This is a genomic window from Streptomyces sp. NPDC015139 (genome assembly GCF_043079785.1).
Classification (GTDB): domain Bacteria; phylum Actinomycetota; class Actinomycetes; order Streptomycetales; family Streptomycetaceae; genus Streptomyces; species Streptomyces albidocamelliae.
Map to the genome: position 1 here is coordinate 19,594 of NZ_JBIBUW010000018.1, position 25,246 is coordinate 44,839.

General features: G+C 73.2%; 16 protein-coding genes and 1 pseudogene. 9 read left to right on the top strand and 8 right to left on the bottom strand.

What is annotated here, in order from left to right; genetic code table 11:
• Window positions 1–24: 24 nt before the first annotated feature.
• The 3 genes from ACF08B_RS34010 to ACF08B_RS34020 are packed head-to-tail and all read right to left on the bottom strand — an operon-like array spanning window position 25 to window position 3,884.
• The gene (locus tag ACF08B_RS34010) at window positions 25–420 is read right to left on the bottom strand and encodes a DUF742 domain-containing protein (protein WP_392169318.1); all 396 of its coding nucleotides are present in this window, start codon (window positions 418–420) and stop codon (window positions 25–27) included.
• 9 nt (window positions 421–429) lie between these two features.
• Window positions 430–864, bottom strand: a complete 435-nt coding sequence (locus ACF08B_RS34015; RefSeq protein WP_073899232.1) for a roadblock/LC7 domain-containing protein — start codon at window positions 862–864, stop codon at window positions 430–432.
• The gene (locus tag ACF08B_RS34020; protein ID WP_392320911.1) at window positions 861–3,884 is read right to left on the bottom strand and encodes a nitrate- and nitrite sensing domain-containing protein; all 3,024 of its coding nucleotides are present in this window, start codon (window positions 3,882–3,884) and stop codon (window positions 861–863) included. The genes ACF08B_RS34015 and ACF08B_RS34020 overlap by 4 nt, the downstream gene beginning before the upstream one ends.
• 418 nt (window positions 3,885–4,302) lie before the next feature.
• Between ACF08B_RS34020 and ACF08B_RS34025 the strand changes: the two genes are divergently transcribed.
• Window positions 4,303–4,833, top strand: coding sequence for a hypothetical protein (locus ACF08B_RS34025; RefSeq protein ID WP_392320912.1), 531 nt, complete (start codon window positions 4,303–4,305; stop codon window positions 4,831–4,833).
• Window positions 4,834–4,925: 92 nt separating this feature from the next.
• Here ACF08B_RS34025 and ACF08B_RS34030 read toward each other — a convergent pair whose 3' ends face one another.
• Both ACF08B_RS34030 and ACF08B_RS34035 read right to left on the bottom strand, forming a co-directional pair.
• Window positions 4,926–6,128: an NAD(P)/FAD-dependent oxidoreductase gene (locus tag ACF08B_RS34030; RefSeq protein ID WP_392320913.1), complete on the bottom strand. Its 1,203-nt coding sequence runs from the start codon at window positions 6,126–6,128 to the stop codon at window positions 4,926–4,928.
• A gap of 127 nt (window positions 6,129–6,255) precedes the next feature.
• Window positions 6,256–6,579 carry a bifunctional 3-phenylpropionate/cinnamic acid dioxygenase ferredoxin subunit gene (locus ACF08B_RS34035; RefSeq protein ID WP_392320914.1) on the bottom strand — a complete coding sequence of 108 codons (324 nt, stop codon included), beginning with the start codon at window positions 6,577–6,579 and terminating at the stop codon, window positions 6,256–6,258.
• A gap of 340 nt (window positions 6,580–6,919) precedes the next feature.
• Between ACF08B_RS34035 and ACF08B_RS34040 the strand changes: the two genes are divergently transcribed.
• The 8 genes and pseudogenes from ACF08B_RS34040 to ACF08B_RS34075 all read left to right on the top strand — a co-directional run bounded on the left by ACF08B_RS34040 (window position 6,920) and on the right by ACF08B_RS34075 (window position 18,049).
• On the top strand, window positions 6,920–7,759 hold the full coding sequence (locus tag ACF08B_RS34040) for an IclR family transcriptional regulator (protein ID WP_392320915.1): 840 nt from the start codon (window positions 6,920–6,922) through the stop codon (window positions 7,757–7,759).
• A 224-nt stretch (window positions 7,760–7,983) separates the two neighbouring features.
• A complete protein-coding gene (locus tag ACF08B_RS34045) occupies window positions 7,984–9,069 on the top strand; it encodes an S-(hydroxymethyl)mycothiol dehydrogenase (protein ID WP_392320916.1) in 1,086 nt (361 codons plus the stop codon).
• Window positions 9,070–9,276: 207 nt separating this feature from the next.
• Window positions 9,277–11,829 carry an FAD-dependent oxidoreductase gene (locus ACF08B_RS34050; RefSeq protein ID WP_392320917.1) on the top strand — a complete coding sequence of 851 codons (2,553 nt, stop codon included), beginning with the start codon at window positions 9,277–9,279 and terminating at the stop codon, window positions 11,827–11,829.
• Window positions 11,830–12,059: 230 nt separating this feature from the next.
• Window positions 12,060–12,245, top strand: a pseudogene (locus ACF08B_RS34055) (N-methyltryptophan oxidase); the annotation flags it as partial.
• Between the two features lie 26 nt (window positions 12,246–12,271).
• Window positions 12,272–13,402, top strand: coding sequence for an aromatic ring-hydroxylating dioxygenase subunit alpha (locus tag ACF08B_RS34060; RefSeq protein ID WP_392320918.1), 1,131 nt, complete (start codon window positions 12,272–12,274; stop codon window positions 13,400–13,402).
• A complete protein-coding gene (locus ACF08B_RS34065; protein WP_392320919.1) occupies window positions 13,395–14,861 on the top strand; it encodes an aldehyde dehydrogenase family protein in 1,467 nt (488 codons plus the stop codon). The genes ACF08B_RS34060 and ACF08B_RS34065 overlap by 8 nt, the downstream gene beginning before the upstream one ends.
• A 19-nt stretch (window positions 14,862–14,880) precedes the next feature.
• Window positions 14,881–16,452 (top strand): APC family permease, encoded by a 1,572-nt coding sequence (locus ACF08B_RS34070; RefSeq protein WP_392320920.1) that lies wholly within the window; start codon window positions 14,881–14,883, stop codon window positions 16,450–16,452.
• A 31-nt stretch (window positions 16,453–16,483) separates the two neighbouring features.
• On the top strand, window positions 16,484–18,049 hold the full coding sequence (locus ACF08B_RS34075) for a GMC family oxidoreductase (protein WP_392320921.1): 1,566 nt from the start codon (window positions 16,484–16,486) through the stop codon (window positions 18,047–18,049).
• Between the two features lie 45 nt (window positions 18,050–18,094).
• Here the strand turns inward: ACF08B_RS34075 and ACF08B_RS34080 are convergent, their stop codons facing one another.
• Genes ACF08B_RS34080 through ACF08B_RS34090 form a run of 3 tightly spaced genes read right to left on the bottom strand, consistent with a single transcriptional unit; the run spans window position 18,095 to window position 25,245 of the window.
• Complete coding sequence (locus ACF08B_RS34080) at window positions 18,095–22,756, bottom strand: hypothetical protein (RefSeq protein ID WP_392320922.1); 4,662 nt, start codon at window positions 22,754–22,756, stop codon at window positions 18,095–18,097.
• Window positions 22,757–22,793: 37 nt separating this feature from the next.
• The gene (locus ACF08B_RS34085; protein ID WP_392320923.1) at window positions 22,794–23,684 is read right to left on the bottom strand and encodes a hypothetical protein; all 891 of its coding nucleotides are present in this window, start codon (window positions 23,682–23,684) and stop codon (window positions 22,794–22,796) included.
• Between the two features lie 31 nt (window positions 23,685–23,715).
• The gene (locus ACF08B_RS34090; protein ID WP_392320924.1) at window positions 23,716–25,245 is read right to left on the bottom strand and encodes a hypothetical protein; all 1,530 of its coding nucleotides are present in this window, start codon (window positions 25,243–25,245) and stop codon (window positions 23,716–23,718) included.
• Window position 25,246: the final 1 nt, after the last annotated feature.

Here is a 25,246-nt window from a genome sequence, read left to right on the forward strand (position 1 = left end):
GTCAGTACTCCGCTTCCGCGCCGGTCACAGCGCCCGGAGGCCGTTGATCACGTCGCGCAGAATACTCTCGTCGGGCAGTTCGGCCGGGGGAACCGGGCGAGTGACGTGGACGAGTTCCGCGTGGACCAGGTCGCCGACGAGGACGCGGACCACGCCGACGGGCAGGTCGAGTTCCGCGGCGATCTCGGCGACCGACTGCGGCGTGTCGCGGCACAGCCCGACGATCTCCACGTGCTCCGGCGACAGCGTCGGGTCCGCTTCCGGGTCGCCCGCGTCGGGCTCCGTGACGACCACCGCGATGAGGTCGAGGCGGTGCTGGGCCGCACTCGTGGTGCGGCCGCGCGTCATGGCGTACGGGCGGACGACCGGTCCGGCCTCGTCGTCGAACCAGTGGTGTCTTCCCTGACCGTCTCCGCTCATGTCATCCCACTACCCGCCTGCGGGCAGATCGGTGCGCGGGGCGGCACCCAGATGCACACCGACCCGCTTGACCAGCAGGGTCATCTCGTAGGCGACCTGACCGACGTCGGAGTCGGCGTCGGAGAGCACGGCAAGGCAGCTGCCGTCACCGGCGGCGGTGACGAACAGGAAGGCGTCGTCGAGCTCGACCACCGTCTGCCGCACGCTGCCCGCCTCGAAATGGCGTCCGACGCCCTTGGCGAGGCTGTGGAAGCCGGAGGCGACGGCGGCGAGGTGCTCGCTGTCCTCCCTGGACAGGTCCTTGGACACGCCGGTGGGCAGCCCGTCGCCGGACAGGACGACGGCTTTGCGGATGCTGGCGACCCGGTCGACGAGGTCGTCCAGGAGCCAGTTCAGCTCCACCTTGTCGGTCCCTGTGTGGCCGGTCGCGTTCGGTGCGGTCATCGACCGTCCCCCTCGTTCGTTCCTGGTGCTGTGCCGTTCCGGGCCCCGTCGCCCGCGGCGTTCTCCTCCCGGCCACGCTGCCATCCGCGCTGGAGGGAGGCCATCCGGCCGCGGACCTCGTCGGCGTCGCGGTCGGCAGGCCGGTCCGCGCGCTCGGCGCGTCGTTGGGTGTCCTGTTTGAGCTGGGGCGCCAGGTTGGCCTGGCGGACGCGTCGGGGCAGGGCACCGGTGGCCGGTTCCGTGCCCGTCCCCCCGAGGGGCGAGGCGGTGGTGCCGCCGGCGGGGGCTGCCCGGCCGCCGGTCTGGACGCGCTCGCCGCCGAGCGGGGACTGCTCACCACCGGCCCGGGACGTTTCGCCGCCGGTCGGGGCCGTTTCGCCGCCGCTGGGAATGCGCTCACCGGGCACCCAGGGTGCGCTGCCGCCGAACGGGGGCTGTTCGCCACCGATCGGTGCCGCCGCCCCCCTGGGCGCGGCCGTGGGCGTGTCCTCCGGGCTGCCGGAGGCGATCGCCTTGGGCCGGGTCCGCCTGGGCAGTGCCGGGGGCTCGGCCGTCTCGGGAGCGCCGCCGGCCGCGGCCGTGCCGGGTTCCGCGACGCGATCCGTGAGGTCGGCGAGGTCCGCCGAGCGCCGGGAGGTCGCACCTCGGCGACGGGCGGGCAGGGGGGCCAGACCGCTGGTGTCGGCGCGGCGCGGCCCGGCGGACGGCTGCTGGTCCGGTTCCTGGCGACGGGAACGCTGGTCGGTGACGGGCCTGCCGTGCGAGCTGACCAGTTTCGGCGTCTGCCGTCGCGGCAGTGGGACGGGGCCGGGTTCGCGGGGCTCGTCGGCCGAGGGCTGCCCGCCGGGCAGGGCGCCCGTCCGGTCGTCGGTGCCGGCGAGGGTCCGGCGGTGCCGGAAGAGTCCGCCGCGCTCGCTGTCCTCGTCCGCCAGGACGCCCGGGAAGCCGTCGAGGGCGTCGAGATCGACGGGCGCCTCCAGTTCGACCGGGCCGTCCAGCAAGGAGGTGGGCAGACCCGGCAACTGCGCCGGTGCGGTGGACCGGCCGGCGGCGCCTCCCGCCACCTGCCCCTTGTCCTTGGCCGGGCGTTCCCGGTCGAGGCGGAAGCCGATGCCGTTGGTGTCCGGGACGTCGTCGGTCAGCAGCGCGTCGGGGATGAAGACGACGGCCGTGGTGCCGCCGTAGGGCGACGGCTGGAGGGAGACGCGGACGTTCTGCCGCTGGGCGAGGCGGCTGACCACGAACAGGCCGAGCCGGTCGGTGTCGGACAGTTCGAACTCGGGCGTCTCGGCGAGGCGGAGATTGGCGTCCAGCAGTGCCTCGGCCGTCATGCCGAGACCCCGGTCGTGAATCTCCAGCGTGAACCCGTTGGCGACGCGTTCGCCGAGGACCTGGACGGCGGTGTGCGGGGGGGAGAACACCGTGGCGTTCTCGAGGAGTTCGGCCACGAGGTGGGTGAGGTCGGCGACGGCGGGGCCGGTGACGGCGACGCGCGGCAGCCGCCGTACCTCGATGCGCTCGTAGTCCTCGACCTCGGCGACGGCGGCGCGGACGACGTCCATGAGCTGCACGGGGCGGCGCCACTGCCGGGACGGCGCCGCGCCGGACAGGATCACCAGGCCCTCGGCGTGCCGGCGCATGCGCGTGGTGAGGTGGTCGAGACGGAAGAGGTCGGCCAGTTCGTCGGTGTCCTCGGTCCGGCGTTCCATGGTGTCCAGCAGGGTGAGCTGCTTGTGCAGCAGCACCTGGCTGCGGCGGGCGAGGTTGACGAACACCTCGGAGACACCGGACCGCAGTTCGGACTGCTTGACGGCGGCCTCGACGGCGGCGCGCTGGAGGGTGTTGAGGGCCTGGCCCACCTCTCCGATCTCGTTCTTGTCGTACTCGAGCCGTGGCACTTCCGTCTCGACGTCGACCTCTTCACCGGCGGACAGGCGGCGCATGACACTGGGCAGCCGGACGCCGGACGCCTCGTGCGCCTCCAGGCGCAGCTGCCTCAGGTCGCGGATGAGCGCACGGCCCACGCGGACGGAGAGGACGAGGGAGAACAGGACGGCGACGAGGCCGAGGATGCCCACGACGGCGCCCTGCACGATGACGTTCATGGCCACCGGGCGCACACGGTCCTGGAAGCCGTCCCCCACCTGGTCGTCGAGGGACCCGAGTTCGTCGAGGACGCCGGCCGCGGCCGTGTCCCAGCTCTTGGCGTCGACACCGCGCGGTGTTCCGTCGTCGGTGTCGACGACGGTCTGTTCGGCCATGCGCAGGGACGCGGTGGTGGCGTTCGTCCAGAAGCGTTCGTAGCGTTCGCGCTCCGCGGCGGGCAGCAGTGGCAGGCTGATGTCGTACAGGAGGGTGCGCTGGGCGACGAGGTCGGAGATGTCCCGGGTCTCCGCGGGGGTGAGCCGGCCGACGACGAGGGAGGAGCCGAGGAGGGCGTCCTCGCGGGAGAGCAGTTCGCGGGCGCGGGTGATGTTGACCATGGCGCGCGCCTGCTGGTCCATGTCGACGTCGTCGATGCCGTCGAGGGCGGCGAGCAGCGCGAAGCAGGGGTCGACGAGTCGGTTGTAGCGGTCGAGGGCCTGGGCGCGGGTGACCATGCCCTGCTCGACGCCGCGGCGCAGGGAGTCGAGGCCGTCGAGGGCGTCCAGGACGGCGGTGATGTGCTCGCCGTCCTCGGCGTCCATGCCGTCGCGCAGGTCGCGGTCCTGGGCGTTCTTGCGAACCTTGGCGATCGCCCCGTCGGTGGCGCTGCGGGTGCGGTGCAGCGCGGTGAGGGCGTCGGCGGCCCTCGGGTCGGCGAGGTAGACGAGGGTCTGGCGCCGCTCCTGCTGCAGGACACGCACGGTGTCCTCGGTGGGATAGCCGATGTCCTGCACGGCGTTGGACACCTGGAACAGCCGGGCGACCTCGCGACCCGTCAGTACCGTGGCGAAGCCCCAGACGGCGGTCAGGGACACCAGCGGCACGAGAAGCAGCGCCACGATCTTCCGGCGGATCGACTTCCCGCGAAAGCGCATGGCCTCCCCCAGCTCGACCCCCGCCGGTCGGGGGTGCACATGTGCGTCAACAAACGGCGCGAGCCTACTACCGCCCCACAGATAACTCGAAGGCATGTCCGGAGGGCGAACTTCCGCGGGGACGGCGAGACATGGCGAGTTGTCCGGGCATTGCGGGAGATTGCCACCGTGATTCGTGGGGACACGGAAGGACCGGACACGACGGGTCGGACAGGCGGTTGGCTGGATTTTTTCGCCGCTGGGGAATCTTCGTGGGATCTCGATCGTCCTACGTGTGGGAGATGGGGGCGGAATGGGACACAGGAGCCGCATCCCGCATCCCGGCGGCGTAAAACAGCGCAAGCCGGGCAGCCACTGGGGAGTCGGAGTCTTAGGACGCCGGGCGAGCGGCATGCCGGCGGTGGGGAGTGACACGGTGATGGGCACGGCGGAGCGGCACAGGGCGTCTGAGGAGAGCGTGGCGGGACGCTCAGTGGTACGACAGGTACGGGAGGCGCCGGATCGCGACATTCCGGGGCCTGCGCGCACCTCGGAACGCACACGTGGTGAACAGCTGGAGACAGCACGGCCGTTGTGGGTCGAGGAGCCGGCGCGTCGGCACCCGTTGCCCGATCCGGTGCGCACGGCGGCGGTGCGGGCGGTCATCGTGATCGCCGTGACGCTGATCGAGGCGATGGTGGCGTTCCTGTGCACGTTGGCGGGGTCGTGGCTGGCGTTCCCCATGGTGATCAGCGGTGTGGCGAGCACGGTGCTGGCGACCTGGGCCGTGGTCGACGTGTGGGTGACCCGCCAGGTGTGGAACCAGCGGAACGGCGTGGTCTCGGAGCCGAGCAGCACGGCCCGGACGCTCCGGCGCGAGCGGCGCGCCCGTAGGCGTCAGGAGCGGGCGGCCGTGCGCGCGCAGGGGCGGATACGCGGGCGTGGCGCCGGGCAGTTGTCCCATTCCTGACCCGCCCGGGTTCGTACCCGCGCGGCACGCGCACGGGTACGAACCCGGCAAGCGGAGGGGCGGTCCCGGCCCGGCGCGCACGGTTCATGTGCTCAGAGCACTGCCTGCTCGGTCCGCCCGCGTTGGCCGTGCTGCCGTACATCCCGATGGAGTTCGCGCCGGGCTCGGGTGAAGGCGCGTGGCCGGTCCACGCCGAGCACGGCGACCGTGCGGCCGTCGCGCTCGTAGCGGGCCAGGAACCCGCCGTGGCCGGGCAGGCCGTCGGTGAGGTCGCCCTCGGTGACCTGGACGGTGTCCCCGTCGCGGCACCGGCCGGCGAACTGGATGCGGCTGCCGTACTGGTCGGACCAGAAGTACGGCAGCGGGCGGAAGGTCTCCCGAGTGCGGCCGGCGAGCAGGTTGGCGACGGCGACGCGGGGTTGCTCGGTGGCGGAGGTCCAGTGCTCGGCGCGGGTGCCGCCGACCCGGGCGACATCACCGACCGCGACGACCTGAGGGAGGGCGGTCACGCAGCCGTCGTCGCACAGCACGCCGTCGTGCAGGGCGAGCGTCGATCCGTCCAGCCAGTCGGTGCGGGGACGGGCGCCGATGCCGACCACGACCACATCTGCGGGCAGGGTGCGGCCGTCGGCGAGGTGCACGCCGGTGACGGTGCCGGGGCCGCGGAGTCCCGCCACCCCGGTGCCGGCGATCAACTCCACCCCACCGCGGCGGTGCAGGGCGGCGCACACGGCGGCCATCCGCGGGCCGAGCTGGGGCAGCAGCGGCAGCGGTGCGGCCTCGACGACCGTGACCGCGTGGCCGAGCCGGGCGCAGGACGAGGCGGTCTCGGCGCCGATGAAACCGCCGCCGATGACGACGACCCGGCGGGGGCCGGCGGTGAGGTCGGCGCGCAGGGCACGGGCGTCGTCGAGGGTGCGCAGGGTGTGCACGCCGGCCGGAGGGTCGCCGGGCAGCCTGCGGACGGCGGCTCCGGTGGCGATGACGACGCCGTCAGTGGACACGGTGCGTCCGTCGTCGAGAAGGACGGCGCGGCCGCGGGCGTCGAGTCCGCGGGCGCGGACGCCGAGGAGCCACTCGGCGTCGAGGTGGGCGGTCTCCTCGGCGTCGGTGAGGGCCAGTTGCTCCTCGCCGGTGCGGCCGGTGAGGAAGTCCTTGGAGAGGGGAGGGCGGTCGTAGGGGCGGTGGGGTTCCTCGCCGACGATCACGAGTCGGCCGTCGAAGCCCTGGGCGCGCAGCTCACGGGCTGCGTGGAGACCGGAGAGGGAGGCGCCGACGACGGTCACGGTCCTCATGCGGGGCGGCTCCTCGCGGTGCGGGCGGAAGGAGCCGCGCTGACCGGCGCCCCTCCCGACGGAACGGAGGCCCGGGAGACGGGGGTGTACGCCGGGGCGGGCGGACTCGGCCGGTGCTCGGCGGGATTCATGCGGCCGTGCCCTCCTCCGCCGTGAGGTGGACGTGGATCACGCCGTCCTCGACGGTGACGCGGTGGGTGCGGACCGAGCGCCGGGCCGGGAGGCAGGTCGGCTCGCCGGTGCGGAGGTCGAAGGACGCGGCGTGCAGCGGGCATTCGACCTGGCAGCCCTCCAGCCAGCCGTCGGAGAGCGACGCGTCCTGGTGGGTGCAGGTGTCGTCGATGGCGTACAGCTCGCCGTGCTCGGTGTGGAACACGGCGATCGGTGGCGTGGTTTCGACGCGGAGGGCCTCCCCCTCGGGGAGGTCTTCGAGGCGGCAGACGGGAATCACGGGCCCCCCTCTCGGTCCCGGACGCCGGGTCCGGGACCTGCTCGATGCAGGCGTCAGGGTGCGGGCGGGAATCCGGCCGTCGGCCGGTCCGGCCCGAGGAAGCGGTGCGGGAGTGGCGGACACTGGCCGGTCCGGGTGCGGGACCTCGCCCGCCCGGGTCGTGCAGGTGGTCCCGGTGGTCCGGGATCCTACCGGGATCCGGACACTTCGGTACCATGATGTTTCGCATGGCGCATCAGTCGGCGCCATGCGCAACAGAATCCGGGCGGGACGACCGTCGCGTCAAGCACTTCCCGCAGATGCGGCCCGAACCGGGCCCCCAGGTGGTGAGAGTTCAGCCATGACCCGCGCGCACAAGCAGTCCGACCGCAACGAGGAGACCACGGAGAACCCGGGGCCCGCCGGGAGGCAGGGCGGCCGCGGCACGGCCAGTGCGGTGCAGTCCGTGGACCGCGCCGTGAGCGTGCTGGAGATCCTCGCCCGGCACGGCGAGGCGGGCGTCACCGAGATCGCCGACGAGCTGGACGTGCACAAGTCCACGGCCTTCCGGCTGCTCGGCGTCCTGGAGAACCGCGGCCTGGTTGCCCAGGCGAAGGACCGCGGCAAGTACTACCTGGGCGCCGGCGTCCTGCGTCTGGCGGGCGCGGCGGCGGTGCGGCTGGACATCTCCCAGGAGGGTGTCCCGGTCTGCCGCGAGGTCGCCGACGAGCTGGGCGAGACGGTGAACATCGCCGTACTGGACGACGATGCGGCGGTCAACATCATGCAGGCCCGCGGCACCGCGTCGGTCACCGCGCAGAACTGGCTGGGCAGACGCACCCCCCTGCACGCCACCTCAAGCGGCAAGGTGCTGCTCGCACACATGCCGCCCACCCTGCGTGAAGGACTGCTGGCGCGGTCGTTGCCGCGGTTCACGGAACGGACGGTCACCGGCGCGACGATGCTGCGCGCCGAGTTGGAGGCCGTCGTCGAGCAGGGCTACGGCCTCACCGTCGAGGAGCTGGAGCTGGGTCTCGCGGCCGTGGCGGCACCGGTGCGCGCGCACGACGGGAAGGTGATCGCGGCGATCAGCGTCTCGGGACCGGTGTACCGGCTGAACGCGGACCGGTTGCCGGAGGTGGCGAAGCGGACGGTGGCGGCGGGCGCGGTGCTCTCGCGCCGTATGGGGTACGGCTTCTGACGGAGCGGCAGGCGGACACGGCGGGGCGTTCACCACGCTCGGACCGCGGCGCGGGACCAGGACGTACCTGGTCCCGCGCCGTTGTGCGTCCGACGGGTCTCGTCCCGCGGGTTCCCTTTGCCCAAGGGTTGGCACGCACCTCTTGACGGCTCCGTGACGGCGTTCTCAATATGTTCCCCATCACGCAACCCATCGTGCAATGCGCAACAGCAGAGGAGCTTGTCGTGCCACACGAGGTCCGTGCCGTAGTCGCCGTGAAGAAGGGCGCACCCGTGGAGGTGCGGACGATCGTGGTTCCCGATCCGGGACCCGGCGAGGTCCTCGTCGACGTACAGGCCTGCGGGGTGTGCCACACGGATCTCCACTACCGGGAGGGCGCGATCACCGACGACTTCCCGTTCCTGCTGGGGCACGAGGCGGCCGGCACCATCGCCGAGGTCGGAACGGGTGTCACCGATCTGAAGCCCGGCGACTACGTGGTCCTCGCGTGGCGCGCACCCTGCGGCAGCTGCCGTTCCTGCCGCCGTGGCCGGCCCTGGTACTGCTTCGACTCCCGTAACGCCGCCCAGCCCATGACCCTGCCGGACGGCACTGCGCTCAGCAACGCCCTGGGGATCGGTGCCTTCGCGGAGAAGACGCTGGTCGCAGCAGGTCAGGCGGTGAAGGTCGACCCGGCCGCACGGCCCGAGGCGGCCGGTCTCGTCGGCTGCGGGGTGATGGCCGGGTACGGCGCGGCGGTCAACACCGGCAAGGTCGGCCGGGGCGACTCGGTCGCCGTCATCGGCTGCGGCGGTGTCGGCGACGCGGCCATCGCGGGAGCCTGTCTGAACGGTGCCATGAAGGTCATCGCCGTCGACATCGACGACAGGAAGCTGGACCGGGCGGAGAGGTTCGGCGCCACCCACACCGTCAACTCCCGGGGCGTGGACCCGGTCGAGGCGGTCCGGAAACTCACCGGCGGACACGGTGTGGACATCGCGATCGACGCGGTGGGCCGCCCGGAGACCTTCGAGCAGGCCTTCTACATGCGCGACCACGCGGGGCTGCTGGTCCAGGTCGGCGTCCCCTCCCCCGGGACGAGGATCGAACTCCCGCTGATCGACGTCTTCTCGCGCGGTGGCGCCATCAAGTCCTCCTGGTACGGCGACTGCCTGCCGAGCCGGGACTTCCCGTACCTGATCGACCAGTACCTGTACGGCCTGCTCGATCTCCACGCGTTCGTGTCCGAGACCATCGCCCTCGACCAGGTGGAGGAGGCGTTCGGCAAGATGCACCGGGGTGAGGTGCTGCGCTCGGTGGTGGTCCTGTGAGCACGGGGGCACCGAGGCCGCGGAAGGCGCCCGTGCCCTCCGTCCCGACCGGTGCGCCAGTCCTGCTGCCGTCCGAGGAGCACGAACCGCGGTCCCGCACCTTCGCGGCAACCGCCGCGGAGCGGGCGCACCTCCCCGCCGTCTGAACGGCTTCCCGCGGCCGCCGTCCCGCCACCATTCCCGTTCCCCGCCACCACGAGGAGGGGCATGTCCAGCACAGCCGAGGACTTCCGCCACCCCGCCCACCAGGCCGCCCGCACCCCCGACCACCAGCCCGCCCCCAGCCCGCGCGTCGTCGTCATCGGTGCCGGCATCGTCGGCTGTTCCCTCGCCGACGAGCTGACCGGCCGGGGCTGGACCGACGTCACCGTCCTGGAACAGGGCCCCCTGCCCGCCCCGGGCGGGTCGACCTCGCACGCACCCGGGCTCGTCTTCCGGACCAGTCCCTCGAAGACGCTCGCGGAGTTCGCCAAGTACACGGTGGAGAAGTTCCGTTCCCTCGAGGTGGACGGTGTCGCCTGCTTCGACCAGGTCGGCGGCCTGGAACTGGCCACCACCCCCGAGCGTCTGGCGGAGCTGCACCGCAGAGCCGGCTACGCCGCCTCGTGGGGCATCCGCGCCGAGGTCGTGAGCACCGCCCGCTGCAAGGAACTCTGGCCCCTGCTGGACGAGTCGATGGTCCTCGGCGGGCTCCACACCCCGGACGACGGCCTGGCCCGGGCCCTGCTCGCGGCCCGCGCCCAGATGGACCGGGCCACCGCGCGCGGCGCCCGCTTCCTGGAGCGGCACACGGTCACCGGTATCGAGCGGGAGCATGGCCGGGTCACCGCGGTCGTCACCGACCGGGGCACCTTCCCGGCCGACCACGTGGTCTCGGCGGCCGGCTTCTGGGGCCCAGTCGTCGGCGCCATGGCCGGTGTCGACGTACCGCTGCAACCCCTCGCCCACCAGTACGCGAAGACCGCTCCACTGCCCGAATTGAGCGGTGCCGCGGCAGAGGCGACCCGGCCGATCCTCCGCTTCCAGGACCGCGACCTGTACTTCCGCGAGCACGGCGACCGCATCGGCATCGGCTCGTACGCGCACCGGCCGATGCCGGTGGACCCGTTCGCCGTACCGGCGTACGACGAAGCACGTGCCCGGGACATGCCGATGCCGTCCTCGTATCCGTTCACCGCCGAGGACTGGGCGCCGAGCTGGGAGGACTGCCGGCGGTTGCTGCCCGCCCTGCGGGAGTCGCGGATCGAGGCCGGTTTCAACGGGGTCTTCTCGTTCACGCCGGACGGTATGCCCGTCCTCGGGGAGACTCGGCAGTTGCGCGGTTTCTGGCTGGCCGAGGCGGTCTGGGTGACCCATTCCGCCGGTGTGGCCAGGGCGGTGGCCGAGTGGATGGTCGACGGACGGCCGTCCCTCGACGTGCACGAGTGCGACCACACGCGGTTCGAGGAGGTGCAGCGTTCACCGTCGTACGTGCGTGAACGCGGCTCACAGCAGTTCGTCGAGGTGTACGACGTGCTCCACCCCCTCCAGCCGATGGAGCGTCCACGGCCGCTGCGCGTCAGCCCCTTCCATGCCCGTCAACAGCAGCTCGGCGCCTTCTTCCTGGAGGGGGCGGGCTGGGAGCGCCCGCACTGGTACGAGGCGAACGCCGCGCTCCTCGACGGCCCGGGCGGCCTCGACGGTCCCGGCGACCACGGCGACCACGGCGACCACGGCGGCCTTCCCGAACGTGACGCCTGGTCGGCCCGCTACTGGTCCCCCATCGCCGCCGCCGAGGCCATGGCGACCCGGGAGAAGGTCGCCCTGTACGACATGACCCCGCTGCGCCGCCTGGAGGTGACCGGCCCCGGTGCCCTCGCCTTCCTCGACCGGATGACCAGCAACAACCTCCGCCGGAAACCCGGCGCCGTCACCTACACCCTGCTGCTCGACGAGACCGGAGGCATCCGCTCCGACCTCACCGTCGCCCGCCTCGCGCCCGACCGCTTCCAGATCGGCGCCAACTCCCCCGCCGATCTGGACCGGCTGCTGAGGTACGCGCCGGACGACGTGCGGATCCGGGACATCACCTCCGGCACCTGCTGCGTCGGCGTCTGGGGCCCCCTCGCCCGCGCCCTGGTCCAGCCGCTGACCGCGGACGACTTCTCGCACGAGGGCTTCGGCTACTTCCGGGTGAGGCGGACCTGGGTCGGGCATGTGCCGGTGACGGCGATGCGGCTCAGTTACGTCGGCGAGCTCGGCTGGGAGCTGTACACCACGGCCGACCTCGGCCTGCGGCTGTGGGACACGCTGTGGGAGGCCGGACAGGAGCTCGGCGTGATCGCCGCCGGCCGCTCCGCCTTCGACTCCCTGCGGCTGGAGAAGGGATACCGGGCCTGGGGCACGGACATGACCGACGAGCACACCCCCTTCGAGGCGGGCCTCGGCTTCGCGGTCCGCATGGACAAGGAGGAGTTCGTCGGCCAGGAGGCCCTGAGTGGACTGCCCGAGCCCACCCGGCGGCTCACCCCGCTCCTGCTCGACGACCCCGCGGCCGTCGTCCTCGGCAAGGAGCCCGTCCACGTCGACGGCGTCCCCGCCGGCTACGTGACCAGCGCGTCGTACGGCTACACCCTCGGCCGCTGTGTGGCCTACGCCTGGCTCCCGGCGGGGCTGCCCACCGGCACGGGCGTCCAGGTCGTCTACTTCGGCGAGAAGGTCGCGGCCACCGTCGCCGACGAGCCGCTGTTCGACCCGAAGATGACCCGCATCCGCCGCTAGGAGGCCCCGTGTCACCGTCCTACGACGTCGTCGTCATCGGTCTCGGCGGCACGGTCGGCGCCGCCCACCACCTGTCCGCGCGCGGCGCCCGCGTCCTCGGCCCGGAGAGGTTCGGTCCGGTGCACAGCCGCGGCCCCAGCCACGGCGGTTCCCGGACCACCGGGCAGTCGTGTGGCGCGTGCCACCGGCCGGGAGATCGCCGTGCTCTGCGGCGGGGTGACGGTCGGACGCACTTCGTGATCGCCCGGCACCCGGTACACCCGGCGTCGGTGACCGTCGCCTGCGGGTTTCCCGGGCACGGCGTCAAGTTCGTCCCGGTCGTCGGCGAGATCCTGGCCGCCCCGGCCCTGACCGGCTCCACCGCGCACCCGATCGGCCTGTTCGACCCCGCCCGCCTCGCCGCCGCGCCCGCCTGAGGCTCATCCGAACGAGGAGCACGCCCGTGACGACGACCCCGATCCCCCCGAGCCTCATCGCGACGCTGCCGGGTCGCTACTACACCGACCCGGACGTCTTCCGGCAGGAACAGGAGGCCCTTTTCGAGTCCCTGTGGTTCTGCGCGGTCCGCAGCGCCGACCTGGCCGGGCCGGGCGCCTTCCGTACGGTCCAGGTGGGCCGCGAGAGCGTCCTGGTCACCCGCACCCGGACCGGTGACCTGCGCGCGTACCTCAATGTGTGCCGGCACCGGGGGGCCCGGCTGTGCACCGAGGAGTCCGGCGAGGTGCGGCGCGGCCTGCAATGCCCGTACCACGCATGGACGTACGACCTTGACGGCAGGTTGATCGCCGCACCCAGCTTGATCAAGATGCCGGACGTCGACCGGGTCGAGTACGGGTTGATCAAGGTGGCCCTGCGCGAATGGCTCGGCTACGCCTGGGTGTGCCTCGCCGACGCGCCGCCCTCCTTCGAGGACACGGTGATGCACGCCGCCGTCGAACGGCTCGGCGACGCGGCCGCGATCGAGCACTACGGCACGGACAACCTGGCGCTCGGCAGACGCATCACCTATGACGTGAGGGCCAACTGGAAGCTGATCGTCGAGAACTTCATGGAGTGCTACCACTGCGCGACGATCCACCCCGAACTCACCGAGGTGCTCCCGGAGTTCGCGGACGGATACGCGGCCCAGTACTACGTGGGCCACGGCGCGCGGTTCGGCGAGGAGGTCCAGGGCTTCACGGTGGACGGCAGCGCGGGCTTCACCCGACTGCCGGAGCTGGGCGAGGAGCAGGACCGCCGCTACTACGCCATCACGGTCAAGCCGACGGTGTTCGTCAACCTCGTGCCCGACCACGTCATCCTGCACCGCATGTTCCCGCTGGCCGAGGACCGCACGGCCGTGGAGTGCGACTGGCTGTACGCGCCGGAGGTGGTGGCGTCGGGCGCGGACGTGTCCAAGTCGGTGGAGCTGTTCCACCGCGTCAACGTCCAGGACTTCGCGGCCTGCGAGCGCACCCAGCCGGCGATGTCGTCGCGCGCGTACCGCGACGGCGGTGTGCTGGTCCCCAACGAGCATCACATCGGGATCTTCCACGAGTGGCTGCTGGACCGGCTGGGAGGCTCCCGTGCCTGACCTCTTCGTCGACGGAGTGTGGCGGGGCGCCCTGGACGGGCGCACCCGGGAGATCCGCTGTCCCGCCGACGGCTCCCTGGTGGGGGTCGTGGACGAGGCCGGAGGCAAGGACACGGTGGAGGCGATCGCGGCGGCCCGGCGGGCCTTCGACACCGGCCCCTGGCCGCGCACGGCGCCCTCGGAGCGCGGGGATCTGCTGCTGCGGGTCGCGGATCTCCTCCTCCGCGACAAGGACGCCCTGGCCCGCGCCGAGTCCCTGGACACGGGCAAGCGGCTGGTGGAGAGCGCCTACGACATCGACGACGTCGTCGGCTGCTTCCGCTACTTCGGGCGGCTGGCCGCGTGCGAGAGCGGGCGGGTGATCGACACCGGCCGGGACGGTGTCGACAGCCGCGTGGTGCACGAGCCCGTCGGCGTGTGCGCCCTGATCACGCCCTGGAACTACCCGTTGCTGCAGACCGCGTGGAAGGTCGCCCCGGCGCTGGCCGCGGGGAACACCTTCGTGCTCAAACCGAGCGAGCTGACCCCGCACACCGCGATCCATCTGCTGCGGCTGCTGGCGGAGGCGGGACTGCCGGCGGGTGCCGGGAACCTCGTGCTGGGCGCCGGTCCGGAAGCGGGCGCACCGCTCGGCGACCATCCGGACGTCGACCTGGTCTCCTTCACCGGCGGTCTGGCGACCGGGCGCCTGCTGATGGCGGCCGCGGCCGGCACGGTGAAGAAGGTCGCGCTCGAACTCGGCGGCAAGAACCCGAACGTCGTCTTCGCCGACGCCGACTTCGAGGCGGCGGTCGACATGGCGCTGACCGCCGTCTTCCTGCACTCCGGCCAGGTGTGTTCCGCCGGGGCCCGGCTGCTGGTGGAGGACTCGCTGCACGAGCGGTTCACGGCCGAGGTCGTCCGGCGGGCGCGGGGCATCCGGCCGGGCGGCCCGTTCGACGAGCGGGCGCGGACCGGACCGTTGATCTCGGCGGCCCACCGGGCGAAGGTCGAGGCCCATGTGGCGAAGGGGCTCGCGGAGGGCGCGGTACTGCGCTGCGGCGGCGCCCGGCCCTCCGGACCCGGCCTCGACGAGGGCTTCTACTACCTGCCGACCGTCCTCGACGCGTGCACGAGCGGGATGTCGGTGGTCCGGGAGGAATCCTTCGGGCCGGTGCTCACCGTCGAGCGGTTCACCACCGAGGAGGAGGCCGTGCGCCTAGCCAACGACACGGTCTACGGCCTCGCGGGCGCCGTGTGGACCGGCGACGAGGGCCGGGCGGCCCGGGTCGCGGCGGGGCTGCGTCTCGGCACGGTCTGGATCAACGACTACCACCCGTACGTGCCGCAGGCCGAGTGGGGTGGTTACAAGCAGTCCGGGTTCGGGCGTGAACTCGGACCGGCGGGGCTCGCCGAGTACCGCGAGACGAAACACATCTGGCGCAACACGGCGCCGGCACCACAGGGCTGGTTCGACTGACAGCCAGAGGAGTCCGCTCATGACGACCACCGAGCAATCGCCAGGCCCGCACCACCGGGACGACGCCGAACTCGCCGAGTTCGGCTACCGGCCCGAACTCAAGCGCACTCTGGGCACCTTCCACACCTTCGCGGCCGGGATCAGTTACATCTCCATCCTGACCGGCACCTTCCAGTTGTTCTACTTCGGCTACGGCAGCGGCGGCCCCGCCTACTGGTGGTCGTGGCCCATGGTGTTCGGCGGGCAGTTCGCGGTGGCCCTGTGCTTCGCGGAACTGGCCGCCCGCTACCCCGTGGCCGGTTCGGTCTACAACTGGTCGAAGAAGATCGGCAATCCGCATCTCGGCTGGCTCGCCGGGTGGATGATGCTGATCGCGTTGATCGTGTCCATCGCGGCGGTCGCGCTCGCCTACCAGCTGACGCTGCCGCAGATCTCCGCCACGTTCCAGTTCGTCGGGGACGGCACCGGCAAGTACGACGTGGCGACCAACGCCGTCGTCCTGGCGGCCGTGTTGATCCTGTTCACCACGCTGGTCAACGCGTTCGGCGTCAAGCTCATGGCGACGATCAACACGGCGGGCGTGTTCATCGAGTTGATCGCCACCGTCGTACTGATCGTCCTGTTTGCCGTCCACATCACCCGCGGCCCGCAGGTCGTCATGGAGACGAACCACACCGGCGCGGGGTACTCGACCGGCTACCTCGGCGCCTTCCTCGTGGCCTCCCTGGCGTCGGCGTACGTCATGTACGGCTTCGACACGGCCGCCTCGCTCGGCGAGGAGTCCCTGGACCCGTCCCGCAACGCCCCGCGCGCCATCATCCGCGCGATCGTCGCCTCCTTCGTCCTGGGCGGCCTGGTGCTGCTGCTCGCCCTGATGAGCGTCTCCAGCCTCAAGGGCGACAAGCTGTCCACGGACGGGCTGCAGTACGTGGTGCTCGACGTGCTCGGGCCGACGGCCGGCAAGGCGATGCTCTGGTGCGTGCTGATCGCGGTCACGGTGTGCGCGCTGGCCGTGCACACGGCGGCGATCCGCCTGGCGTTCGCGATGGCCCGGGACAACAACCTGCCCGCGTCCTCGCTGCTGGCCCGGGTCAGCCCCCGTTTCCGGACCCCGGTCCTGCCGGCCGTGATCATCGGTGTGCTGGCGCTGGCGATCCTCGTGGTCAACATCCGCCAGCCGCAGATCTTCACGGTCGTCACCAGCATCGGCATCGTCATGATCTACCTCGCCTACCTGGGCGTCACCGCGCCCATGCTGGTGGCCCGGCTGCGCGGAAAGTGGCAGCCGGCGGGCGGGGGCAGGTTCTCGCTGGGCCGCTGGGGGCTGCCGGTCAACATCGTCGCGGTGGTGTGGGGCGCCGCCATGACGGTCAACCTGATCTGGCCCCGCACCGCGGTCTACAACGCGAGCGCCCCCTACCACTGGTACCTGCGCTGGGGCGCGGTGCTGTTCGTCGCGGTCATCGCGGGCGGCGGCTTCGCCTACTACTGGTTCGTCCAGCGCCATCGCACCGGCGTCCTCGCCGAGCACCGCTCGGAGGTGCCGCCGGGCGCGCCCGCCGCTCCCCTCGCCGCTCCGGCGTCCGACTGATTCCCCCGTTCCCGGCCGGCCAGGAGGTCATATGAGCATCGACGAGTTCGACTACGTGGTGGTGGGCGGCGGAACCGCGGGCAACGTCGTGGCGGCACGCCTGACCGAGAACCCCGCGGTGACGGTGTGCGTTCTGGAGGCGGGTCCGAGCGACGTCGGCGACGACGCCGTGCTGCGGCTGGAGCGCTGGATGGGCCTGCTGGAGTCCGGGTACGACTGGGACTACCCGGTCGAACCGCAGGCCACCGGCAACAGTTTCCTGCGTCACGCGCGCGCGAAGGTGCTGGGCGGCTGCTCCTCGCACAACTCCTGCATCGCCTTCTGGGCGCCGGCGGAGGACCTGGACGACTGGGCGGCCCGTGGTTGTACGGGCTGGAGCGCGGCCGACCTGTTCCCGCTGTACCGGCGGCTGGAGAACAACGACGCGCCCGGCGACCACCACGGCCGCACCGGCCCCGTCAGGCTGCGCACGCTGAAGGGCGGCGACCCGTGCGGTGCGGCGCTGCTGGAGGCGTGTGCGCAGGCCGGCATCCCGACGGTCCCGTTCAACACCGGCAGGACCGTGGTGCGCGGGGCGAACTGGTTCCAGATCAACTCGGACGAGAACAACGTCCGTCAGTCCTCGTCGGTGGCCTACCTCCACCCCGTGCTCGGCAAGCGCCCCCGTCTCGACGTCCGGACCGGGGTGCGGGCCCGGAAGCTGGTGCTGGAGGGGCGCAGGTGCGTGGGCGCCGAGTACCTGGACCCCGACCTGGTGCACACCCGCACGGTGCGGGCGCGGCGCGAGGTGATCCTCTCCTGCGGCTCGATCGACTCCCCGAAGCTGCTGATGCTCTCGGGCATCGGCCCGGCCGCCCATCTGCGGGAGGTCGGGGTGGACGTGGTCGTCGACGCCGCGGGCGTCGGCGAGAACCTCCAGGACCACCCCGAGGGCGTGATCATGTGGGAGGCGAAGCGCCCGATGACCGCCACGTCCAGCCAGTGGTGGGAGGCGGGCGTCTTCTACGACACCGAGCCCGGACTCGACCGGCCCGACCTGATGTTCCACTACGGCTCGGTGCCGTTCGACATGAACACCGCACGCTGGGGCTACCCCACGTCCGAGAACGCGTTCTGCCTGACGCCGAACGTGACGAGGGCGAGGTCGCGCGGCACGGTACGGCTGCGGACCCGGGACTACCGGGACAAGCCGAAGGTGGACCCCCGGTACTTCACGCACGAGCACGACGTGCGGGTGATGACGTACGGGCTGAGGCTGGCGCGCCGCATCGCGGCCCAGCCCGCGCTGAGCGGCTGGGCGGGCGCGGAGCTGGCGCCGGGGCCCGACGTCCGGACGGACGACGAACTGCTGGACTACATCCGCCGCACGCACAACACCGTCTACCACCCGTCCTGCACCGTGCGGATGGGAGCGGACGACGACCCCGCGGCCCCGCTCGACGCGCGGCTGCGGGTCAAGGGCGTCGAGGGGCTGCGGGTGGCCGACGGGTCGGTGATGCCGGACCTGATCGCCGTCAATCCGTGCATCACGACGATGATGATCGGCGAGAAGTGCGCGGACCTCCTGAAGGAGGACGCGCACCGACTCGGCACCTGAGGTCGCGGGGCGGCCGCCGGACGGCGGTGGCCGCGCCCGCGCCCCTCACGACGTGCTGCCGGCCGGCTTCTTGTACATCCGGGTCGCCGTGATCTCGCTGTGGCCCGCCTCGCCCGCCTGCGGCTGTGGCGGCAGGCCGGGCCTCAGGTGCTCCTCCACGCTGATGTACTTCAGGCCCGCCCTGAGGTCGGCGTCGTTGCGCAGTCGGATGACCAGCGGGAACTCGGCCAGCGCCGTCGTGTCGAACAGGCCGGTGGTGTACAGCAGCTGGACGCCCAGCGCGTCCGACACGGCCCGCTGGAGCTCCAGCAGGTAGGTGGCGTTGGCGCGGCCGATGGGGTTGTCCAGGAAGAGCGTGCCCGCGTGCCGCTGCTTGTCGCGGCCCCGGTCGTTCGAGCGCAGGGCGGCCATCGTGCAGTACAGGGCGATGGCCGCGGTGAGCAGCTGGCCGCCGGAGAAGACGTCGCCCATCTGGCCGACGGGGACGCGTTCGGCGCGCAGGACCGCGTCCGGCTTGAGGATCTCGACGGCGACGCCCTTCGGCTGGAGGGCCGCCCCGACGCCGCGCAGCAGCAGGGACATGCCGTCGCGGCGCAGGTCGGAGTTCTTCTTCACGGCCGCGCGCGTGGCGTCGTCGATGACGTCGCCGAGCCGTTCGGTGAGCGTGGCCTGGTCGGGCTCCTCGAAGCGGATGCGCAGAAACTCCTGCCCGGACCATTCGCCCAGGCCCTCGGGCAGCCGGGAGAGCCGCTGGGCGGACCGCAGGGTCGCCAGCGCCGACTCCACGAGTCCGCGCAGCCGGTCCACGATGGAGTCCCGGTTGCGCTCCAGCTGGGCGAGCTCGTCCGTCAGGACGCGCAGCCGGGGCGCGAAGGCGTCCGCCCACTTCTGGGCGTGCTCGGGCAGCGCGGCGGCGGGCAGTTCGCGGATCTGCTGCCGGGCGGGCGTGCGGACCTGTTCGTAGCGCGTGGAGTTGGCGTGCCGGACGAGGACGTCGCTCGCCTCGCGCACGCCGGCCTCGGCGGCGGACAGGTCGGCGGCACAGCCGCGCAGCGAGCGGCGGGCCTCGGCGGCGGAGTGCCGGGCCTCCTCCAGGCTGCCGGGGTACGGCTCCGGCTCCTCCTGCTCCTCGTCGGGGGTGTGCTCGCGGAGCAGGTCGCGGAGCATGGCGGCGATCTCGTCGAAGCCGCCGGCCGCGTCCTCGGCGGCGCGGTGGGCCTCCAGCAGCTCCGCGTGCGCCTCGCGGGCCCCGGCCAGCGCCTCGGCGCGCGCGGCCAGTTCGGCCGTGGCCGTGCGCAGCAGCGCCTGGGCGTGCTCGGCGTCGCGCGGGAGGAGTTCCTCGGGCAGCTCGGTGTGCGCCTCGCCGTCCTCGGGCGCGTGCCGCTCCGCTTCGCCGCGCAGCCGGCCGAGCTGCTCGCTCGCGGTCGACATCCGGGTCTCCAGGAGCTGCACCAGTTCCTCGGCGCGGGCGGCGGCCGCCTGCCGGGAGGGTCCGTCGGAGCCGTCGGGCGACTGGAGCAGCTGCTCGGCTCGGGTGCGCACCTTGTTGCTGAGCCGGTCGAGTTCGGCGCGGGCGGCGCTCTCGTCGCTCTCCGCGCGGGCCTGCTCCGCCCGCAGGTCGGCGCCGACGCCGACCTTCTCGTACAGCTGGGAGGCGGCCCGGTAGGCCTCGCGCAGGGCGGGCAGGGACGCCTCGGGGGCGTCCGCGCCGTCGTCGGGTACCTCGTCGGGGGCGCCCGCGATCTCGGAGCGCTCGGCACGCAGGGCGCGCGCGGTGCGGCGGGCGTCGTCGGCGGCGCGCTGGGCGCCCCGGCGGTCCTCGTCGGCGGCGCGGGCGCGGTCCAGACAGGTCTGGGCGCGGGCCTCGGACTCGGTGGCGTCGTCGGCGAGTTCGCGCAGCTTCGCCTGCCAGCCGGCGCGTTCGCGGAGCCGGAAGGCGAGTCCGGCCAGGGCGTCGGCGGCGCGGCGGGCCTTCTGCGCGGCCTCCTGCCGTTCGTCGCGGATCTGCGCGGCCTCGGCGGCGGCCTCGTCGGCCTCCGCGCGCGCGGTCCGCGCCTCGGCGAGTTCGGCCTCGGTCTCCTCGGCGAAGGCGCGGGCCTCCTCGGCGGCGCGGGTCAGTTCGGTGAGGCGCCCCGCGGGGCAGCCGGTGCGCCAGGAGGCGAGCCGGGCGGCCAGTTCACGGTCCTTGCCGAGCCGGGTGGCGAGGGTGCGGATCTCCTCGTCGCGTTCGCCGGCCCGCGCGCGCAGGGCCTGCCGTTCCTCGTCGGCGGCGTGCTCGTCGTGCATGGCCGGGTTCGGCGGCACGAGGAAGACGTCGCCGGGGCCGGCGTCGTCGGCGGGGGTCGGGGCGAGCAGGGCCGCGGCCGTGCCGACGGCCACGGCGGAGCGGGGCAGCAGGGCGGCGTCGCCGAGGGCCTCGCGGGCCCGCGCGTGGGTGCCGGGGTCGGTGATGATCACGCCGTCGACGAGTTCGGGGCGGGCGGCGAGCACGCGCGCGTGGTCGGCGGGGTCGACGGCCTGCGCGAGGTAGCGCCAGCCGGGCAGGGCGGGGATGCCGTGCTCGCCGAGGAACTCGACGGTGGCCAGGACGTCGGGGCCGGGCGGCAGCAGTCCGCCGTCGCCGAGGGCGCCGAGGATCCGGGAGTCGTCGGCGGCTGCGGTGCGCAGTTCGAAGAGGTGCCGTTCGGCGGCGGACACCGCGTCGTCGAGGAGGGCGCGCAACTCGTCGGCGAACCGGTCGAGTTCCTCGGCGGTGAGCGGACTCTCGGCCGGGGCCGCCGGGTCCGCGGCCGGTGTGTCCGGTGCGCCGTCGTCCGCTCCGGTCCTGGGGGCGGGCACACCCACGCGTGCCGCCCCGGGTGTGCCCGGCAGGCTCAGCAGTTCCGCCAGCCGCTCCTCGGTGGCCAGCGACTCGGCCAGGCGCCGCTCGGCCTCGTGGGCGCGCTCGGCAGCCGTACCGGCGTCGGCCGCGCGGGCCGCCGTCAGTTCGGCGCGGGACTCGGCGGAGGCCGCCTCGCGCGCGTGCTCGGTGGTCCTGCGGGCGGCCTCCCGGGCCGCGTCCCAGGCGGCCACGGCGGTCTTCTCGGCGTCGCTGGCGGCGAGCGCGGCGCGTGCCGGGTCGGCGTCCGGGGAGCTGTCGTCCAGCCAGCCGGCGCGGACGGCCTCGGCGGTCTCCTGCTCGACCTCGATGAGGCGCTGGCGCAGGTGACCGGCCTCGCTGCGGGCGCGCTGCGCCTCGGTGGCGGCCGAGGTGGAGTCCCGGTAGGCGCAGTCGCTGACCTCCTGGAGGGCGGCGGAGCGCTCCTCCTCCTCGTTGGCGAGGGCCTCGGCGCTCTCCGCGGCCGCCTGCAGGGCCCGTACGAGGTCCACGGCGGCCTTGGCGCGGGCCGCGAGCGCGGGGGCCGCGTCGCGTTCGGCCTCCTGGATGGCGGCGGACACGCGCGCGGCGCGGTCGGCGGCGGCGCGGTGGCGCAGTACGGCTTCCGCGGCCTGCCAGGCGGAGTGCAGGGTGCGGGCGTCGGCGAGCTCGCGCTTCTGCGCCGCGGCGGACCTCTCCGCGGCGGCGAGCGCCAGGGAGGCGTGCCGGTAGGCGAGTTCGGCGGCGATCAGGGCGCTGCGCTCGCGTGCGCCTTCGGAGTGGGTGACGCTGTACGCGGCGGCGGTGACCCGCTGGGCGAGGTCGGCGGCGCGTACCCGTTCCCGCACGGCCCGCGCGGACAGCCGTCGGGCCAGTGTGCGGGTACGGCGCTCGGCGCCCGCGTGGACGTCACGCGCGCGTCCGCGGGCGCCGGCGGCCTCGACGATGCGTCCGAGCAGGTCGACCGAGCCCGCGGTGAAGTCGCGTTCGGCGATCAGTTCGGCGCGCCTGCCGAGCTTGTTGCCGAAGCCGCTGACGAGGTCGGCGAGGCCGTCGGTGTCGCGGGTGTCGGTGACCGCGCGCAGCAGCAGGTCGGTGAAGTCGGAGTCCTTCTTGACGGCGAAGAGACCGGCCGCCTCGCCCTCGTCGGCGTTCATCTCGCGCTGGTAGCGGAAGAGTTCGGGGTCGAGGCCGAGGTCGCCGAGGTGCTCGATCCATCGGTCGTGGATCTCCTCCCAGTGCACTTCCAGGTGCGGGTAGGCCTTGCCGGCCTCCGTGAGGGCGTCGCGGAAGCCCTTCATGGTGCGGCGGCGGCCCCGGGCGCCGGAGGCGCCCTCGACGGGCGGCCGTACGGCGGTGGACTCGGCCACGGGCAGGTTGTCCAGGCTGAGTCCGGGGCCGGGCCGGAAGGAGTACCAGGCCTCGGCGAACTTCCGCGGGTCGTTGGAGACCTGCCGACCGCGCCATTCGCTGGCCTTGCCGACGACGACGCACTCGCCGGTCTGCACGTGCTGCCACTCCAGGGCCACGTGCCCGCAGTCGTCGGCGAGCAGGAACTTGCGCAGCACGCCGGAGCTGGCGCCGCCGAGGGTGTTGCGGTGGCCCGGCAGCATCACCGAGAAGATCAGCTTGAGCAGGACGGACTTGCCGCCGCCGTTCTCCAGGAACAGCACGCCCGCGGGGGCCGGCCGGCGCGGCGGCCCGGACGGCTCCTCCGCGAAGAACTCCGCCTGGGTGGGCGCCGGGTCGGGCACGGGCTGGCCCACGCCCCGCAGGTCAAGCACGGTGTCGGCGTAGCGCGCACCGGCGGGACCGATGGAGTAGAGGCGGACCCGGGACAGCTCGTACATGGCGGACTCTCGTCAGTCTTCTGGCGGTTCAGGGGGTTCAGGGGTGCGAGGGCGCGTGGAAGGGGAGACCGGCGTCGGCCACCAGTTCCAGGTCGTCGGTGTCCTCGGCCGGCAGCAGGCTGGCGGTGCCGTCGGTGACCGGGACGACACCCAGGTCGAGCAGTTCGGCCATGGCGGCGCCACCGGCCATGTCGCGCACCTGGAGCTGGTAGCGGGCCGTGGTGCGGTAGGTGCCGCCGTTGTCGTCGCCGGTGCGCTGGAGGAACCCCGAGTCGGTGAGGAAGACCACCGCCTTCGCGACCATGCCGGTGGTGGAGGCGGCCGGGCGGCGGGCGTCCTTGGTGGCGCCGGTGGCGCTGCGGCGGGCCCAGATCCGCCAGGCGGCCTCCAGGCCGGGGGCGTCCGTCGCCGGGTCGGTGTTCACGCCGTGTTCCTCGGCGCGCTCCTCCAGGCGCCGGCATGCCTGCCGGACGAAGGCGTCGACGCCGTTGACCGAGACGCGGCCGATGTAGGTGTCGTCGGCGAGGTCCTCGGGGCGCGGGAACGCCAGGGCGGCGACGGCGAGATGGGCGAGTCCGTGCAGGAAGCGGTCGCCGGCGTCGGCGGCGGTGCGACGCGCGTAGTCGCCCATGCGGACGGCGAACACCGAGTCCTCGGCGGCCGTCACGGCCATGCCCGCGCGCGGGGACACCTCCAGCACGACGAGTCCCAGGCCGGCGGCGACCGCGTCCGCGAGCCGCGCGAAGGGCGGGTCGTCGCGGTAGCGGCGCAGCAGGTCCGCGTACTCCTGGTCGCGGGCGGGCTGCAGTTTGGGCTGCAGTCCGAAGGCGACGAGCCGCGCCGCGTCGGCGGCGTCGGCGGGGGTGACGGCGGCGGATGCCGACGGGCCCGGGGCCTCCGTGTCACTCCACTCGACGTGCTCGCTCACGGCGTTGACTCCTTGTCACGTTCTCGGTCACTCATGCTGCTTCCGTCCTGTCGGCCGCCATCCCCGCCGCGTCCAGCAGGGCCGTCCCGACGATCAGGTCCGCCCCGCCGAACTCGGGGTCGTCCAGCTCCGTCCCGTCGTCCACGGCGAACAGCAGCTTCTCCTCGCCCTGGCGGTAGGCGGTGCCCACCGCGGGGCTGGCGGCGTGGACCGCCAGCAGGGCGACGAGGTAGGCCAGATCGGGGTCGCCCGTCCGGCGTGCCTCGGCGAGCAGCCCGGACAGTCTCCGGGGCGCGTCCGCCGGGAGGTCCAGCAGGTCCGTCGCGGCGGCCAGCTGCTCCTCGCTGAAGCGGCTGTCGTCCGGTGTGGCGATCAGGTCCGGCTCGGGCATCTCCGCGCCCAGGTGCTCCCGCTCCACCGGCGGCGTCAGCAGTATGTCGACCAGGTCGGCGACGCGCACCGACACCGGTGTCCGCAGGCCGGTGCCGTGCGCGAAGAACGCGTCGGTGACCCGGATCGCCTGCTCCAGGGGCAGCGGCAGCAGGGGGGCGACGAGGTGGCCGTAGAGATCCGTTCCGGAGGTCGTCGCGGGGGTGGCGAAGGCCTGCCGGTCCTGCTCCGCGCGGAACAGCGGGCCGGCCTCCAGCAGGCGCGACTGGAGCTGGGTGTGGCGCCGGATGCAGTCCTTGACGATGTCGACCAGTTCGGCGGCGCGGCGCTTGTGCTCGGCGTCCTCGGTCTCGTCCCGGGCCTTGCGGATGTTGGTGAGGATGGCGTTCTCGTGGCGGTAGCGCTCGGCCACGTGGTCCAGGGCCTCGGCGATCATGTCGGGCACGGCGCCCAGCCAGTCCACCGCGCGGACGTTGCGCCGGGTGGCGTCGAGGGCGCGGCGCAGGGTCTCGGAGTACTGCACCGTGCGGTAGCGGGCCTGCTCGGCGGCGAGCTGGGCGTCGGCGAGGCGGCCGCGGTTGATCAGCACCTCGAGCTTGACCTCGGCGGCGATCTGGGCGCTGGTGACGTCGGTGTCGAGGGCGCCGACCAGGACGTTGACCGCCTCGTCGGTGGTCCGCAGGTAGACCGTGCCGCCGGGGCCGGGGACCTCTTCGATCAGCTTGAAGTCGTAGTCCCGCCGGACGTAGCTGCCGTCCGGCGCGAAGGTGCCGTAGACCGCGCGGAAGCCGCGGTCGACGCTGCCGACGTTGATCAGGTTCTCCAGGACCCAGCGGGCCACGCGCTCGTGCTCGGCGGTGGGGCGGTGGGGGGCCTGGGCGCCGATGCGCGGGACGAGCCGGGCCACGATCTGCTCGTGGTCGGCGCCGGTGTCGAAGTCCATGTTGAGCGTGACCAGGTCGATGGCGGCCAGTGCCACCTCGGCCATCCCGTACACCGAGTACTCGCCGGCCAGGTTGGCCTTGCGTGCGTCGAGGTCGTGCAGCGGCGCGGTGCAGGCGAGCGCGCGCAGCCGACGCGCCAGCCCCTCGTCGGCGGCCGGGCCCGGCGCCGGGCGCGGCCCCACGCTGAGCTGGGGCGGAACGCTGTCCGTCGATGCAGGCGAAGTCACG

Bases quoted from the DNA above. Each gene is read 5' to 3' on its own strand.
- ACF08B_RS34075 (WP_392320921.1), top strand. From the start codon at position 16,484: ATGAGCATCGACGAGTTCGACTACGTGGTGGTGGGCGGCGGAACCGCG.
- ACF08B_RS34015 (WP_073899232.1), bottom strand. From the start codon at position 864: ATGACCGCACCGAACGCGACCGGCCACACAGGGACCGACAAGGTGGAG.
- ACF08B_RS34030 (WP_392320913.1), bottom strand. From the start codon at position 6,128: ATGAGGACCGTGACCGTCGTCGGCGCCTCCCTCTCCGGTCTCCACGCA.
- ACF08B_RS34070 (WP_392320920.1), top strand. From the start codon at position 14,881: ATGACGACCACCGAGCAATCGCCAGGCCCGCACCACCGGGACGACGCC.
- ACF08B_RS34025 (WP_392320912.1), top strand. From the start codon at position 4,303: ATGGGCACGGCGGAGCGGCACAGGGCGTCTGAGGAGAGCGTGGCGGGA.
- ACF08B_RS34050 (WP_392320917.1), top strand. From the start codon at position 9,277: ATGTCCAGCACAGCCGAGGACTTCCGCCACCCCGCCCACCAGGCCGCC.
- ACF08B_RS34020 (WP_392320911.1), bottom strand. From the start codon at position 3,884: ATGCGCTTTCGCGGGAAGTCGATCCGCCGGAAGATCGTGGCGCTGCTT.
- ACF08B_RS34080 (WP_392320922.1), bottom strand. From the start codon at position 22,756: ATGTACGAGCTGTCCCGGGTCCGCCTCTACTCCATCGGTCCCGCCGGT.
- ACF08B_RS34010 (WP_392169318.1), bottom strand. From the start codon at position 420: ATGAGCGGAGACGGTCAGGGAAGACACCACTGGTTCGACGACGAGGCC.
- ACF08B_RS34040 (WP_392320915.1), top strand. From the start codon at position 6,920: ATGACCCGCGCGCACAAGCAGTCCGACCGCAACGAGGAGACCACGGAG.